Genomic DNA, 14,531 nt, shown 5'->3' on the forward strand with positions numbered 1-14,531 from the left:
CCCACGCGGCCGACCCAACCGGTCAGCCCCGCCCACGCCCCCCTCACCACCACCGATAAAAATGATGCACCGGCCCGACGCCGCTGCCGACGTCGAGTCGATCGCTCGCCTGCAGCGCGCCGGTCAGATACTGCTTCGCGTCGGCGACGGCGCTCGCCAGATCGCCGCGTTGCGGAATCAGCGCCGCGATCGCCGACGACAGCGTGCAGCCCGTCCCGTGCGTATTCTTCACCGGCACGCGCGGGCCGCCCAGACGCAGCGTGCCGCTCTCCTGCACCAGCCAGTCCGGACTATCCGTCGCGCTCAGATGGCCGCCTTTCATCAGCACCGCACGCGCACCGAGCGCGCGCAGCGCTTCGCCTTGCTCGACCATGCCCGCTTCATCGGTCGCGGCCGGCACACCGAGCAGCGCGGCGGCTTCCGGCAAATTCGGCGTCAGCAGATCGGCGAGCGGCAGCAATTCGTCGCGCACCGCCGCGACCGCGTCGGGCAGCAGCAACGCGTGATTGCTCTTGGAAATCATCACCGTGTCGAGCACGATGTGCTTCGGCTTGTGCCGGCGCAGCGCGTCGGCCACGGCACGCGCGATCGGCGCGTTCGCCAGCATGCCGATTTTCACGGCGTCGATGCGGATGTCGTCGAACACCGCGTCGAGTTGCGCGGTAATGAAACCGGGGTCCGGCGCGTGAATCGCGGTGACGCCGCGCGTGTTCTGCGCGGTGAGCGCGGTGATCACGCTCGCGCCATACGCGCCGAGCGCCGAGAAAGCCTTCAGGTCGGCCTGGATACCGGCGCCGCCGCCGGAATCGGAACCGGCGATCGTCAGCACATTGGGAATCGGTTGAGTCATGGCAAAGCGAGGAAGGAGGAAGGCGCGGGCCCCGAGGTGAGCGGACAACTCGGCGCGGGTCAGTGCTTGGCTTCGCCGATCAGCGCGACCGAGTCGAACGCGCGCTGGTTGGCCTGGTGGCGCCGCATGACGAACCACATCATCACGCACACGAAGGTGCCGAACAGCACGATCACCGCCGTGACCGGCACGTCGAGCCAGACCAGCACGGCGTAGAGGCACAGCATCACGAGCACGGAAAGGTTTTCGTTGAAGTTCTGCACGGCGATCGAGTGACCCGCCGACAGCAGCACGTGACCGCGATGCTGGAGCAGCGCGTTCATCGGCACCACGAAAAAGCCCGACAGGCCGCCGACGATCATCAGGAACACATACGCGACGATCAGATAGCCCGGCACATGCATGCGGCCGAAATAGAGGCCCCAATGGGCGGGGAACAGATCGCGGGTGTAAAACGCCATCAGCATCACGGCGATGCCCATCATGATGCCGACCGGCAACACCGAGAGCGACTTTTTCAACGGCACGCGCGAGGCCGCGAAAATCGCGCCGGCCGCCACGCCCACGGCGACCACCGCCTGCAGGATGGCCGCCTCGGAGAGCGACATGCTGAGCGACACTTCGGCCCACTTCAGCACGATGAATTGCAGCGTCGCGCCGGCGCCCCAGAACAGGGTGGTGACGGCGAGCGAAATCTGCCCGAGCTTGTCGCGCCACAGCACGAGAAAACAGTCGGCGAAATCGGTGACGAGTTTGATCGGGCCGCGCTCCTGTTTCGGATAACGGGCGCCGGTGTCGGGAATGCGCAGATTGAACAGGGCGGCGATCACATAGATCACCATGATCACCAGCATCGCCGCCTCGGCGGGCGTGTTGACGGTGGGAATGTGATGCCGCAGGATCGGCGCGGCAATATGCGGGCTGATGAGCGCTCCGCCGAGCACGGTGCCGAGAATGATCGAGCCGACCGTCGTGCCTTCGATCCAGCCGTTCGCGGCGACCAGCCGGTCAGGCGGCAGCAGCTCGGTGAGAATGCCGTATTTGGCGGGCGAATAGGCCGCCGCGCCGAAACCCACGATGCCATACGCAATCAACGGATGCGCGCCGACCAGCATCGTGATGCAGCCGACCACCTTGATCGTGTTGGTGACGAACATCACGCGTCCTTTCGGACGGGAATCGGCGAAGGCGCCCACGAAGGCGGCGAGAACGACGTACGACAGCACAAAGAACAACTTGAGCAGCGGTGTCATCCAGTTCGGGGCGTGAAGATCTTTCAGCAGTGCGATAGCGGCGATCAGAAGCGCATTGTCGGCCAGCGACGAAAAAAACTGCGCGGCCATGATGGTGTAAAAACCTTTTTTCATCTGATGCGATGCTGTCCTCGCTGCGGTCTGTCCGCCCCGGCCGCTGGTTGAGCGTCCGGGCTTATGCCGTTCGAAATGGGTTGTGCGCACGGCTTTATATCATGAAAATAGCTGGATTCGGACTAGCAAAATCCTTGATCGCACCGCCCAGCGGGCTGCCGAGCGCTGAAAACGCCCTGTAAGCCGCTGATTCGCAAGCGTCTTTACGAAAATATCCCATGCCGCGCCCCCTTTCAGCCACGATTCATACCTCCGCTCTCGCCAACAACCTGGCCGTCGCCCGGCGCCACGCGCCGAAATCCAAAATCTGGGCTGTCGTCAAGGCCAATGCTTACGGGCATGGCCTTGCGCGCGTCTTCCCGGGCCTGCGCGCCACCGACGGCTTTGGGTTGCTGGACCTCGAAGAAGCCGTGAAGTTGCGTGAATTGGGTTGGGCCGGGCCAATTCTTCTACTCGAAGGCTTCTTTCGCCCGACCGACATCGACGTGATCGACCGTTACAGCCTGACCACCGCGCTCCATTCGGACGAACAGTTGCGCATGCTCGAAATGGCGCGGCTGTCCAAACCGGTCAACATCCAGCTGAAGATGAACACTGGCATGAACCGCCTCGGTTACACGCCGGAGAAGTTCCGTGCCGCGTGGGAACGCGCGCGCGCCTGCCAGGGCGTCGGCCAGATCACCCTGATGACCCATTTCTCGGACGCCGACGGCGATCGCGGCGTCGACTATCAGGTGGAGGCGTTCGAGCGCGGCGCGCAGGGCATTGCCGGCGCGCGCAGCCTGGCGAATTCGGCGGCCACGCTGTGGCATCCGGCCACGCACTTCGATTGGGTGCGTCCGGGCATCATCATGTACGGCGCGTCGCCCTCCGGCGTCCACGCCGCGATCCACGGCACCGGCTTGCAGCCGGCCATGACGCTCGCCTCGGAATTGATCGCCGTGCAAACGCTCAGCGAAGGCCATACGGTCGGCTACGGTTCGTCGTTCAAGGCGCGCGGCCCGATGCGCATCGGCGTGGTGGCCTGCGGCTACGCGGACGGCTATCCGCGCGTCGCGCCGGAAGGCACGCCGGTGATTGTCGACGGCGTGCGCACGCGGGTCGTCGGCCGCGTGTCGATGGACATGCTCACCGTCGACCTGACGCCGATTCCGACCGCCAACGTCGGCTCGCGCGTCGAGCTGTGGGGTAACGCGCTGCCGATCGACGACGTCGCCCAGGCATGCGGCACCATCGGCTACGAGCTGATGTGCGCCGTGGCGCCGCGCGTGCCGGTGCGCGCGGAGTAAAGGTCGCGAAGTAAAGGTCGAACATGGGCGCGGGCTGGTGCCTCGCGCCCAGCGGAAGTTCCAATCCAAAGAACAGCAACACAGGCAACAAGCGCGTGGCTAAACCCAAGACGGTGTACATCTGTAGTGAATGCGGCGGGCAATCGCCGAAATGGGCCGGCCAGTGCCCCTCATGCAATGCCTGGAACACGTTGGTCGAGTCGGTGGCGGAAGCGCCTTCCACGCACCGCTTCCAGTCGCTCGCGAAGAGCGCGCCGGTGCGCCGTCTCGCCGATATCGAAGCGTCCGACGTGCCGCGCTTTTCCACCGGCGTGAGCGAGTTCGACCGCGTGCTCGGCGGTGGTCTGGTGCCGGGCGGCGTGGTGCTGATCGGCGGCGATCCGGGCATCGGCAAATCGACGCTGTTGCTGCAATCGCTTGCGGAAATCGCCGCTGACAAACGCGCGCTTTACATCAGCGGCGAAGAATCCGCCGCGCAGATTGCGTTGCGCGCGCAACGACTTTCGCTGCTGGAGCCGGGCTCGAAGGCGAGCGAACTGCAACTGCTGGCCGAAATCCAGCTCGAAAAAATCCAGGCGACGATCGCCGAGCAGCGACCCGATGTCGCGGTGATCGACTCGATCCAGACGGTCTATTCCGACGCGCTGACTTCCGCGCCGGGCTCGGTCGCCCAGGTGCGCGAGTGCGCGGCGCAGCTCACGCGCATCGCCAAGCAGTCGGGCACCACCATCATCATGGTCGGCCACGTGACCAAGGAAGGCGCGCTGGCGGGGCCGCGCGTGCTGGAACACATTGTCGATACGGTGTTGTACTTCGAAGGCGACACGCATTCGTCGTATCGTCTCGTGCGCGCGATCAAGAACCGTTTCGGCGCGGTGAATGAGCTCGGCGTGTTCGCCATGACCGAGCGCGGCTTGCGCGGCGTGGCCAATCCGTCGGCGCTGTTTCTGTCGCAGCATGAGCAGTCGGTGCCGGGTTCCTGCGTGCTGGTGACGCAGGAAGGCACGCGGCCGCTGCTGGTCGAAGTGCAGGCGCTCGTGGACGCCGCCAACGCGCCGAACCCGCGGCGCCTGGCGGTCGGCCTGGAGCAGAACCGGCTCGCGATGCTGCTGGCGGTGCTGCACCGCCATGCGGGCATCGCGTGTTTCGACCAGGATGTGTTCCTGAACGCCGTGGGCGGTGTGAAGATTACCGAGCCCGCCGCCGACCTGGCCGTGCTGCTCGCGATCCACTCGTCCATGCGCAACAAGCCGTTGCCCAAGGGGCTGGTGGTGTTCGGGGAAGTGGGTCTTGCCGGTGAGATCCGGCCATCGCCGCGCGGTCAGGAGCGTCTGAAGGAGGCCGCCAAACTGGGCTTCTCAGTCGCGGTGATTCCGAAGGCCAATGCGCCGAAGCAGCCGATAGAAGGCTTACAGGTCGTTGCGGTCGAGCGGATCGAACAGGCCATCGACCGGGTCCGAACGCTCGAATAGACGGGGCTCGTGCGCCTCCAGGCGCCCGCCGCTCCGTAATGGCCGGTAAATATCTCCATATTGGCTGTAACCTGCCGGACATTCCTTTTTCCTAAGCTGCAAGGGTTTGCATCCCTTCTGATGCCCGAAAAAGGATCGCGCCTTGAAACAGTCATATGAAACCGTAGCCGAGCGGCCGATACAGGTGCGCGGTTGCCGCGTCTCCGCGCCCATTCGCCAGCCATGGGGCGGCGCCTGCCGGATCGTCGAGTGGATCGACACGGCGGGGCAGATTTCGCGGCGGGTGGTGGCCGAACACGCCACGGCTGCCGAAGTCCGCGCCACGATCGACCGTCATGTGGAAGGCCGCAAGCACATGCTGTACGACGATGAAAAGACGCCGCGTCAGACTTTGCCGCGGCAGACTGCCGCGCGGCGTTGAGGGCGTTGAGGGCGTTGAGGGCGTTGAGGCGCGGCTTCTCCCGCGCGTTACCGGACCAACCGGTCTTCCTCGTCTTCGCCGCGTACGTTTGCCGCATCGTAAGCCTGCGGATTGAACAGCGGATGGCGCGCGGCTTCGGCCGCTGTCAGCACTGGCGAGACACAGCAGTCGAGCGCCTCCAGCATCACCACCCATTCTTCCAGCGGGCGCTTGCCGATCACCTCGGCGAGTTCCTGCGTGAGCGCGGCTGCGTCCGGGCCACCGATGGCCTGGCCGAGACTCCAGTGGCGCGTGGCCCATTCGGGCCGGTCGAGCGCCATGCAGAGCGTTTCCCAGAACTTCAATTCGAGCGCGCCGACCGCGAGCCAGCGGTTATCGAGCGTGCGGTAGAGGTTGTAGCAGGGCACGCCGCCATTCAGCAGACCGGCGCCTGCGGCCGGCGCCGCGCCTTCATTGGCGAGCGCAACCTGCGCCACGACGTTGTGCGCGTAGGTGACGTGCGTCATGGATACGTCGACGAAGCGGCCTGTGCCGCCGCGCGACACCTGCCATAACGCCGCGAGAATCTGCGTGACTGCGCTCAAGGCACCGCCGAGCAGATCGGCAATCTGAAAATTGGGCAGGATCGGCGCGCCGTCACGGCCCGCCAGTTGGTCGAGCACACCCGCGTAGCCGATGTAGTTCAGATCGTGACCGGCGTGATCGACGAATGGACCGCTCGCACCGTAGCCGCTGATCGCGCAATAGACCAGCCGGGGATTGACCGCGCGCAACGTGTCGTAGCCGATGCCGAGCCGCTCCATCACGCCGGGCCGGAAACTCTCGATCAGCACATCCGCTTCGGCCGCGAGCGCGCACAGCACGTTGCGCCCCGCCTCGGATTTGAGGTCGAGTCGCGTTTCGCGCTTGCCGCGATTCACCAGCCGGTAGAACGCGCCGGGCCGCCCGGCCACGCGATCGCTCGACGATTGCATCATCGTGCGGGTGGGATCGCCGGCGCCGGGCGCTTCGATTTTCAGCACGTCGGCGCCCAGCTCGGCCAGCCGCAAGGCGGCCACCGGCCCCGGCAGCAGGCGAGTCAGGTCGAGCACTCGCAAACCTTGCAGCGCGGGCGGCGCGGGACTGGCCGATGAGTTGGTCGATGACTTGGCCGATGAGCCGGCCGATGCCCCGGCCATCGTTGCGGCCGTTGAGACGGATGATGTCGCAGAAGACAAAGCCAACCTCTCGTCGATGCCGGCGCGGACCTAAAACAGCGTGCCGCTAACCGATTTGTTCGAGTTCCTCGTGAGTCTCGAGCCATTCGGCTTCGAGCGCCTCGAGGCGCGCGTTCACGTCTGCCTGACGGCGGATCGCCTCCGTCAGTTTGCTTTTATGGGCGGGCTCGTAACTCGCCGGATCGGCGACGAACGCATCGAGCGTCGCTTTCTCCGCGTTGAGCGTGTCCATTTCCTTTTCGATCTTGGTGATCCGGCTTTGCAGCGGTTTTTTCAGATGCGCGAGCTTCTGGCGCGTTTCGGCTTCGAGGCGCCGCTGTTCCTTGCGGTTGACGCCGTTGTCCGCACCGCCGTCAGCGCCATTGCCGCCGTTCGACGGCGTGCCCGCCTTGAGCGCCGCGCGCTGTTCGGCCGCATGCTGAAGCAGCCAGTCGCGGTAGTCGTCGAGGTCGCCGTCGAACTCCTGCAGGCGATGTTTCGCGACCAGCATGAACTGATCCGTGGTGGCGCGCAGCAGGTGCCGGTCGTGCGACACCAGAATGAGCGTGCCTTCGAACTGGGCGAGCGCCATGGTCAGCGCGTGACGCGTTTCGAGATCCAGGTGATTGGTCGGTTCGTCGAGCAGCAGCAGGTTCGGCTTTTGCCAGATGATCAGCGCGAGCGCGAGGCGGGCCTTTTCGCCGCCTGAGAAGGGCGCGATCTTCGAGGTCGCCATCTCGCCGGAAAAGTTGAAGCTGCCGAGGAAGTCGCGCAATTCCTGCTCGCGCGTGTCCGGGGCGAGGCGCGCGAGGTGCTGCAACGGCGTGTCGTCCGGACGCAGGGTTTCGAGCTGATGCTGCGCGAAATAGCCGATGCGCAGCCCCTTGCCTTCCCGCACGTGGCCGCCGAGCGCCTCGAGCGTGCCGGCGAGCGTCTTGATCAGCGTGGACTTGCCCTGGCCGTTCGCGCCAAGCAGGCCGATGCGCTGCCCGTTCTGGATCGACAGCATGACGTGATCGACGATCGGAATCTCGATGCTGGGTTCGTCTTCGCTGCGATAGCCGCAGCGCACGTCTTCCATCACCATCATCGGATTCGGCGCGGAATCGGGCGTGCGAAACTCGAACGTGAACGGCGAGGCCGCATGCGCCGGCGCGATCAGCTCCATCTTTTCCAACGCCTTGACGCGGCTTTGCGCCTGGCGCGCCTTGGTGGCCTGCGCCTTGAAGCGGTTGATGTAACTCTGCAAATGCTCGACCGTGCGCTGCTGTTTCTCGTACGCGCTTTGCTGCAACGCGATCTGCTGCGCGCGCAGCACTTCGAATTGCGAGTAATTGCCGCCGTAGCGCTTGATCTGCTGCTGCTCCAGATGCAGCGTGACGTTGCATACGGAATCGAGGAATTCGCGGTCGTGCGAGATCACGATCAGCGTGCCCGGATAACGGGCCAGCCAGTCTTCCAGCCAGACGATCGCGTCGAGATCCAGGTGGTTGGTCGGTTCGTCGAGCAGCAGCAGGTCGGAGCGGCACATCAGCGCCTGCGCGAGATTCAGCCGCATGCGCCAGCCGCCCGAAAAGCTGCTGACCGGTTCGCGTGTCTGGTCGAGCGTGAAGCCGAGCCCTAGCAGCAGGGCTTCGGCGCGCGCGGGCGCGGTGTAACCGTCGGCGTCGGCGAATGCGGCGTGCGCCTCGCCTTCGGCCGCGCCGTCATGGGCGGCGGAGGCGGCGGCAATGCGCGCTTCGATCGTGCGTAAGGCGGCGTCGCCATCCAGCGTGTAGGCGAGGGCGGTTTTGTCCGCGGCCGGCGTTTCCTGCGCGACGTGCGCGATCTGCCAGGTCGGCGGGATCGAAAAATCGCCGCCGTCCGCATGCAGCTCGCCGCGCAGCACGGCGAACAGCGTCGACTTGCCCGCGCCGTTCGCCCCCACCAGGCCGGCCTTTTCGCCGGGGTTGAGGGTGAACGTGGTGTTGTCGAAGAGCGGCTTGGTGCCGCGCGCTAGGCTGAACTGGTTAAAGCGGATCACGAAGAGGCCGACTGGAGAAAACCGCTATTTTAGACTGCCGGGGCTGACACCGGGCGCTCAGCCGGGATCGGCCATTCGGCCGACTGTATCGGCGAAGCTTTTGGCATAGACTGACGGCTTTTACGGGGGGAGCACATGGCATCGATTTATTCGTTTTCGGCGCGCACGCTGGGTGGCGAGGAAGTGAGCCTTGGGCAGTATGACGGCAAGGTTTTGCTGATCGTCAATACGGCAAGCGAATGCGGGTTCACGCCGCAGTACGCCGGCTTGCAAAAGCTGTACGACACCTACGCGGCGCGCGGGCTCACGGTACTCGGTTTTCCCTGCAACCAGTTCGGCAAGCAGGAGCCGGGCGACGCCGCGCAGATCGGCAGCTTCTGCGAAAAGAATTACGGCGTGACGTTCCCGATGTTCGACAAGGTCGACGTGAACGGTGCGAACGCGCATCCGCTGTTCCGCTACCTGACCGGTGAAGCGCCGGGCGTGCTCGGTCTGGAGGCGATCAAGTGGAATTTCACCAAGTTTCTGATCGACCGTGACGGCAACGTGGTGAAGCGTTACGCGCCGCTGACGAAGCCCGAGGCGATTACCGAGGATATCGAAAAGCTGCTGTGAGACGCGGTGGGAAACAAGAGTTGGCCTCGCGTCGTCGCTAAAGGCCGGTACTGCTGCGATACGGCTGCAGCGCAAGTGCAATTACGCCCTTGGGTTAGTCCTGGGCGTGAGTCCTTAGCGCGGCTGCCTTGCTGGACTGCTTAGAATCGGCAGCCGGCCGGCTGGGCGCGGGCGCCGACTTCAGATTCACGCCGTTGCGGCGAATCAGCGCTGTTTGCAGCAGCGCGGCCTCACAGAATTGGCGAAAAGAGCCGCGCCACATGCATGAGCACGCGCTTTAAAGCGCTTGCCTGCCGGTACTCGTTGCGGTCGATTTCGCGCGATTCGGCGAAGTCGGCCAGCAGCATCGTTTCGACCTCTTCGGCGAAGCCGCGATCCACGGTCAGCACCATGATCTCGAAGTTCAGGCGGAACGAGCGGTTGTCGAGGTTGGCGCTGCCGACTGCCGCGGCCACGCTGTCGATCAGCACGACCTTCTGATGCAGGAAGCCCGGCTGGTAGCGGAAGATCCGGATGCCCGCGCGCAGCGAGTCATACGCATACAGCTTCGAGGCCGCGAATACGACGAGGTGATCGCGCCGGCTCGGAATCAGAATGCGTACGTCCACGCCGCGCAGCGCCGCGAGCCGTAATGCCGAGAACACGGCTTCATCGGGAATCAGGTAGGGCGAGGTGATCCAGATCCGCTCGCGCGCCGCATTGATCGCTTCGACGAAAAAGAGCGAGCAGGTCTCCTGCTTGTCCGCCGGGCCGCTCGGCACCACGAGGCAATGCATGCCCTGGCCGCCATCAGGCTGGATGGCCGGAGGGGGCGGCATGTCGAATTCGGGCAACTGCTGCGTGGCCCAGTGCCAGTCTTCGGTGAAGACGAACTGAATGCTTGCGACCGCTGGGCCGCGCACTTCGATATGCGTATCGCGCCATGGCGAAAGTGGTGGCTTGCCGCCGAGATATTCCACGCCCACGTTGTGTCCGCCGACAAACGCGCGTTCGCCGTCCACCGAAACGATCTTGCGGTGATTGCGGAAGTTCACCTGCAGACGGTTGACGAAGCGGCGATGGGTGGCGAACGGATGCGTCTCCACGCCGCCCGCGCGTAGCGCCGCCACATAGCGGTGAGGCAGATCGAAGCTGCCGATGCTGTCGTACAGGAAGTAGACGCGCACGCCCTGTTTTGCTTTCGCAATCAGTGCGTCTTTGAGCATCTCGCCGAGCGCGTCGTCGCGCACGATGAAGAACTGCACGATTACGTAACGGCGCGCATTCTCGATCGCCTCGAAGATGGCCTCGAAAGTCGCCGCGCCGTTGACCAGTGTGCGCACCGTGTTGCCGGGCAGAAACGGCATGCCGCCAAGACGCGTGAGCGAATGCACGAGCCTGCCGCCCAGCTCCAGCGTGGGCAGGTTCGCCGACGAAGCGCGCGTGTCCCATTCCGGCGGATGCGCGCGTGTGCGCAGCAGTTCGTTTTCGACGCGGCGCGCGTCCGCATAGCCGGCAAACTTGCTGCGGCCGAGGAACAGATACGGGATCAGCGTCAGATAGGGCATTGCGACCAGCGACACGGCCCACGCAATCGCGCCTTGCGATGTGCGGGTGTTCAGAATCGCATGGCACGCCGCGACCACGCCGAGAATATGGCAGAGGCCGACCAGCGTGCCGATGTGAAGCAGGTCGAATTGCATAGGTGGACGAAGGGTTGGCGAGGGGCTGGCCTGGCTGGCTCGATGAGCGCCGGGTAGCTGAGCTCGCCCATCTTACCGAACGCGCGTGCATTCGGGGCGCGTGCGGCTCGAGGCGGGTGGTTTTGCTGCGCGAGCGCAGCAAAACTTTAGACCGGCAAATCGGCCGCCTGAATCAGGAACACGTTGTCGTCGCCGGCGCTGGTCGACAGCCAGACGAGATCGAGGCCGCCGAACGCCGCTTCCACGTGCGCGCGCTCATTGCCGATTTCCACCACCAGCACGCCTTCATCGGTCAGCCAGTTGCGCGCTTCGGCGATGATCCGGCGCACGATGTCCATGCCATCGGCGCCACCTGCCAGCGCCATATCCGGCTCGTGCTTGTACTCGGCAGGCAGTTCCTGCATGGACGCTGCGTTCACGTACGGCGGGTTGGTGATGATCACGTCGTAGCGGCGCTCGGCGAGCGGCGCATACAGATCGCCTTCGAACAGGGCGATGCGGTCGTCGAGCTTGTAGTCCGTGACGTTGCGCGTGGCGACTTCCAGTGCGGGCGCGGACAGATCCACCGCATCGATATCCGCGTTCGGGAACGCATGGGCCGCGAGAATCGCGAGGCAGCCGGAGCCGGTGCACAACTCCAACACGGCGCTCACCTGTTCGGGATCTTCCACGTAGGGCTGCAAACCGTCCTGCAGCAGTTCGCCGATGAACGAGCGCGGCACGATCACGCGTTCGTCCACATAGAAGCGGAAGCCGTGCATCCACGCTTCCTGCGTGATGTAGGCGGCCGGCACGCGCTCGGTGGCGCGGCGCTCGATCACGTTCAGCACGGCGTCGATTTCAGCGGCGCTCAAACGCGCGTCGAGAAACGGCTCCAGCAGATCGAGCGGCAGATGCAGCGTGTGCAGGATCAGATAGGCGGCTTCGTCGTAAGCATTGGCCGAACCGTGGCCGAACGACAGATCGGCCTGGTTGAAACGCGAAACCGCGAAACGCAGCAGGTCGCGAACGGTGGAAAACGGGAGCGTCATCGCAATAGTCCTTGGGTCACGCAATCAGTTGTTCGAGCACGCGGCGGTACACGTTTTTCAGCGGCTCGATGTGTGCGACTTCGATATGTTCGTCGATCTTGTGGATGCTGGCGTTCAGCGGGCCGAATTCGATCACCTGCGGGCAGATGCGCGCGATGAAGCGGCCGTCCGAGGTGCCGCCGGTCGTCGACAGTTCGGTGGTCACGCCGGTTTCGTCCTTGATCGCCTTGGCAAGCGCGTTCGACAGATCGCCGCGCGGCGTGAGGAACGGCAGGCCGCTCACGGTCCATTGCAGATCGTAATCGAGCTCGTGTTTGTCGAGAATCGCGTGCACGCGCGCCTGCAAACCTTCCACCGTGCTCGCCGTCGAAAAACGGAAGTTGAACATCACGTCCGCGTGGCCGGCAATCACGTTGGTCGCGCCGGTGCCGCTGTGAATGTTCGACACTTGCCACGTGGTGGGCGGGAAATATTCGTTGCCGTCGTCCCAGCGCTCCGCCACCAGTTCGGCGAGCGCGGGCGCGAGCAGATGCACCGGATTTTTCGCCAGATGGGGATAGGCGATATGGCCTTGCACGCCCTTGACGATCAGCTTGCCGGACATCGAACCGCGCCGGCCGTTTTTCACCATGTCGCCGAGCTGCGCGCTCGAAGTCGGTTCGCCGACAATGCAGTAGTCCATGCGTTCGCCGCGCGCCTGCAGCGCCTCGACGACCTTGATGGTGCCGTCGGTGGCGGGGCCTTCTTCGTCGCTCGTGATCAGGAACGCGATCGAGCCGCGATGCGCCGGGTGCGCGGCGACGAACTCCTCGCTCGCCACCACGAAGCCCGCGATCGACGCTTTCATGTCCGCCGCGCCGCGGCCGTACAGCTTGCCGTCACGCTGGGTCGGCTCGAACGGCGCCGAGTGCCACTGTTCGAGCGGGCCGGTCGGCACCACGTCGGTATGGCCGGCGAACGCGAGCAGTTTGCCCTCAGTGCCGTCGACGCCGCGTTTCACGGCCCACAGGTTGGTCACGCCGTTCGATTCGATCGTCTCGTGCTCGAAGCCGAGCGCGGCCAGGCGTTCGATCAGGAGGCGCTGGCAATGCTGGTCGTCGGGCGTGACGGACGCGCGCGCGATCAGTTGTTCGGTAAGGGCGAGGGTGCCGGACATGGATTCGATACAAGCCACTTTAAAATGAAAAAATGCCGGCTGGCGGTTGAACACCGCAGCCGGCAACAGCTTTTGAGCCACGCGACCAGGGCCGCGTTTTACTACGTTTTGCGTTCGCGGCGCCGGCGCATGGACTCGCGCCAGACGGCTAGCAGATCCGGCGGCGCTCAACTCCCCGTGCGCCGGATCCGACGAACAGTGCTGCTCTTACGCAAACAGCGCTTCGTATTCGTCCGCGGAAAAACCGAGCGACTTGACCCGGCCGTTGACCACCAGCACCGGCCGCTTGATCACCGACGGCTTGTGGATCATCAACGCGATCGCGCCCGATTGCGTGTCCGCGGCCGCCTTCATGTCGTCGGAAAGGGCCCGCCACGTGGTGCCGCGACGGTTCAGCAACGCGTCGAGCTTCACGTCTTTCAACCAGTCCTGCACGAGCGGTTCGGTCACGCCATGCTTCTTGAAGTCGTGGAACTCGAACTCGACGCCGTGCTCTTCCAGCCACACGCGGGCTTTCTTCACGGTGTCGCAGTTCGGGATGCCGTAGACGACGGTTTTGGTGCCGCGCGCCATCAGTCGCCTCGCAGCAGCTCGTTCAGGCCGACCTTCGCACGCGTCTTGGCGTCGACCTTCTTCACGATCACGGCGCAGTAGAGGCTGTGCGAACCGTCTTTCGACGGCAGGTTGCCCGCCACCACCACCGAACCCGCCGGAATGCGGCCGTATGTGACTTCGCCGGTTTCGCGGTCGTAAATCTTCGTGCTCTGGCCGAGGTACACACCCATCGAGATCACCGAATTCTCTTCGACGATCACGCCTTCCACCACTTCCGAACGCGCGCCGATGAAGCAGTTGTCTTCAATGATGACCGGGTTCGCCTGCAGCGGCTCCAGCACGCCGCCGATGCCCACGCCACCCGACAGGTGAACGTTCTTGCCGATCTGCGCGCACGAACCGACGGTGGCCCACGTGTCGACCATCGTGCCTTCGTCCACGTACGCGCCGATGTTGGTGTACGACGGCATCAGCACGACGTTCTTCGCGATGAACGAGCCGCGGCGCGCAATGGCGGGCGGCACCACGCGAAAGCCGCCGGCGGCGAAGTCTTCAGCGGTGTAGTTGGCGAACTTGGACGGCACCTTGTCGTAGAACTGCGAGTAACCGCCGGCCGGCATCGGCGCGTTGTCTTCCAGGCGGAACGACAGCAGCACGGCTTTCTTCAGCCACTGATTGACGACCCAGTCGCCGTCTTTCTTCTCGGCGACGCGCAGTGCGCCCTTGTCCAGTTGCTCGATGGCGTGGGCGACGGCTTCGCGCACGTCGGCCGGAGCGGCCTTCGGCGACAGTTCGGCGCGGTTTTCCCAGGCGGTGTCAATGATCTGCTGAAGTTGTTGCGACATATGCGTGCTTTATCGAAGAGTTGAAGTCT

Annotated in this window: 13 protein-coding genes; 4 read left to right on the forward strand and 9 right to left on the reverse strand. The window is 64.6% G+C overall.

The features are described 5' to 3' along the window. Positions 1-43 precede the first annotated feature (43 nt). Both thiD and lplT read right to left on the reverse strand, forming a co-directional pair. Positions 44-850, reverse strand: a complete 807-nt coding sequence (gene thiD / locus P0D70_RS19450) for a bifunctional hydroxymethylpyrimidine kinase/phosphomethylpyrimidine kinase (RefSeq protein ID WP_091793301.1) — start codon at positions 848-850, stop codon at positions 44-46. Between the two features lie 59 nt (positions 851-909). Next, positions 910-2,217 (reverse strand): lysophospholipid transporter LplT, encoded by a 1,308-nt coding sequence (gene lplT, locus P0D70_RS19455; RefSeq protein ID WP_091793303.1) that lies wholly within the window; start codon positions 2,215-2,217, stop codon positions 910-912. A gap of 218 nt (positions 2,218-2,435) precedes the next feature. Here lplT and alr point away from each other — a divergent pair, with 218 nt between their 5' ends. The 3 genes from alr to P0D70_RS19470 all read left to right on the forward strand — a co-directional run bounded on the left by alr (position 2,436) and on the right by P0D70_RS19470 (position 5,399). Further along, positions 2,436-3,506 (forward strand): alanine racemase, encoded by a 1,071-nt coding sequence (gene alr / locus P0D70_RS19460; protein ID WP_408185690.1) that lies wholly within the window; start codon positions 2,436-2,438, stop codon positions 3,504-3,506. Positions 3,507-3,601: 95 nt separating this feature from the next. Continuing rightward, entirely contained in the window at positions 3,602-4,978 is a 1,377-nt protein-coding gene (radA, locus tag P0D70_RS19465) for a DNA repair protein RadA (protein WP_091800361.1), read from the forward strand. A gap of 142 nt (positions 4,979-5,120) precedes the next feature. Continuing rightward, entirely contained in the window at positions 5,121-5,399 is a 279-nt protein-coding gene (locus P0D70_RS19470; protein ID WP_091793307.1) for a DUF2866 domain-containing protein, read from the forward strand. A gap of 47 nt (positions 5,400-5,446) precedes the next feature. Here the strand turns inward: P0D70_RS19470 and P0D70_RS19475 are convergent, their stop codons facing one another. Both P0D70_RS19475 and P0D70_RS19480 read right to left on the reverse strand, forming a co-directional pair. Then, complete coding sequence (locus tag P0D70_RS19475; protein WP_408185717.1) at positions 5,447-6,505, reverse strand: CaiB/BaiF CoA transferase family protein; 1,059 nt, start codon at positions 6,503-6,505, stop codon at positions 5,447-5,449. Between the two features lie 157 nt (positions 6,506-6,662). Then, complete coding sequence (locus P0D70_RS19480; RefSeq protein ID WP_408185691.1) at positions 6,663-8,618, reverse strand: ATP-binding cassette domain-containing protein; 1,956 nt, start codon at positions 8,616-8,618, stop codon at positions 6,663-6,665. A gap of 135 nt (positions 8,619-8,753) precedes the next feature. On the opposite strand from P0D70_RS19480, the gene P0D70_RS19485 reads away from it, so the two are divergent. Continuing rightward, positions 8,754-9,233: a glutathione peroxidase gene (locus P0D70_RS19485; RefSeq protein WP_091793311.1), complete on the forward strand. Its 480-nt coding sequence runs from the start codon at positions 8,754-8,756 to the stop codon at positions 9,231-9,233. 230 nt (positions 9,234-9,463) lie between these two features. On the opposite strand, the gene cls is transcribed toward P0D70_RS19485, so the two are convergent. From cls to dapD, 5 genes are all read right to left on the reverse strand, one after another. After that, complete coding sequence (gene cls, locus P0D70_RS19490) at positions 9,464-10,915, reverse strand: cardiolipin synthase (RefSeq protein WP_091793313.1); 1,452 nt, start codon at positions 10,913-10,915, stop codon at positions 9,464-9,466. Positions 10,916-11,061: 146 nt separating this feature from the next. Continuing rightward, positions 11,062-11,946 (reverse strand): 50S ribosomal protein L3 N(5)-glutamine methyltransferase, encoded by an 885-nt coding sequence (gene prmB, locus P0D70_RS19495; RefSeq protein WP_408185692.1) that lies wholly within the window; start codon positions 11,944-11,946, stop codon positions 11,062-11,064. Between the two features lie 16 nt (positions 11,947-11,962). After that, positions 11,963-13,102, reverse strand: coding sequence for a succinyl-diaminopimelate desuccinylase (gene dapE / locus P0D70_RS19500; protein WP_408185694.1), 1,140 nt, complete (start codon positions 13,100-13,102; stop codon positions 11,963-11,965). A gap of 207 nt (positions 13,103-13,309) precedes the next feature. Next, complete coding sequence (locus P0D70_RS19505; RefSeq protein WP_091793317.1) at positions 13,310-13,675, reverse strand: ArsC family reductase; 366 nt, start codon at positions 13,673-13,675, stop codon at positions 13,310-13,312. Beyond that, on the reverse strand, positions 13,675-14,502 hold the full coding sequence (gene dapD / locus P0D70_RS19510; protein WP_027213332.1) for a 2,3,4,5-tetrahydropyridine-2,6-dicarboxylate N-succinyltransferase: 828 nt from the start codon (positions 14,500-14,502) through the stop codon (positions 13,675-13,677). Before dapD ends, P0D70_RS19505 begins: the two co-directional genes overlap by 1 nt. Between the last annotated feature and the right edge of the window lie 29 nt (positions 14,503-14,531).

This window comes from Paraburkholderia sp. RL17-381-BIF-C, from assembly GCF_046026435.1.
In the GTDB taxonomy this organism is placed as follows: Bacteria; Pseudomonadota; Gammaproteobacteria; order Burkholderiales; family Burkholderiaceae; genus Paraburkholderia.

What these genes read in the sequence shown, in the direction of transcription:
- thiD (WP_091793301.1), bottom strand. Translation starts at nt 850, where the DNA reads ATGACTCAACCGATTCCCAATGTGCTGACGATCGCCGGTTCCGATTCC.
- lplT (WP_091793303.1), bottom strand. Translation starts at nt 2,217, where the DNA reads ATGAAAAAAGGTTTTTACACCATCATGGCCGCGCAGTTTTTTTCGTCG.
- alr (WP_408185690.1), top strand. Translation starts at nt 2,436, where the DNA reads ATGCCGCGCCCCCTTTCAGCCACGATTCATACCTCCGCTCTCGCCAAC.
- P0D70_RS19485 (WP_091793311.1), top strand. Translation starts at nt 8,754, where the DNA reads ATGGCATCGATTTATTCGTTTTCGGCGCGCACGCTGGGTGGCGAGGAA.
- cls (WP_091793313.1), bottom strand. Translation starts at nt 10,915, where the DNA reads ATGCAATTCGACCTGCTTCACATCGGCACGCTGGTCGGCCTCTGCCAT.
- prmB (WP_408185692.1), bottom strand. Translation starts at nt 11,946, where the DNA reads ATGACGCTCCCGTTTTCCACCGTTCGCGACCTGCTGCGTTTCGCGGTT.
- dapE (WP_408185694.1), bottom strand. Translation starts at nt 13,102, where the DNA reads ATGTCCGGCACCCTCGCCCTTACCGAACAACTGATCGCGCGCGCGTCC.
- P0D70_RS19505 (WP_091793317.1), bottom strand. Translation starts at nt 13,675, where the DNA reads ATGGCGCGCGGCACCAAAACCGTCGTCTACGGCATCCCGAACTGCGAC.
- dapD (WP_027213332.1), bottom strand. Translation starts at nt 14,502, where the DNA reads ATGTCGCAACAACTTCAGCAGATCATTGACACCGCCTGGGAAAACCGC.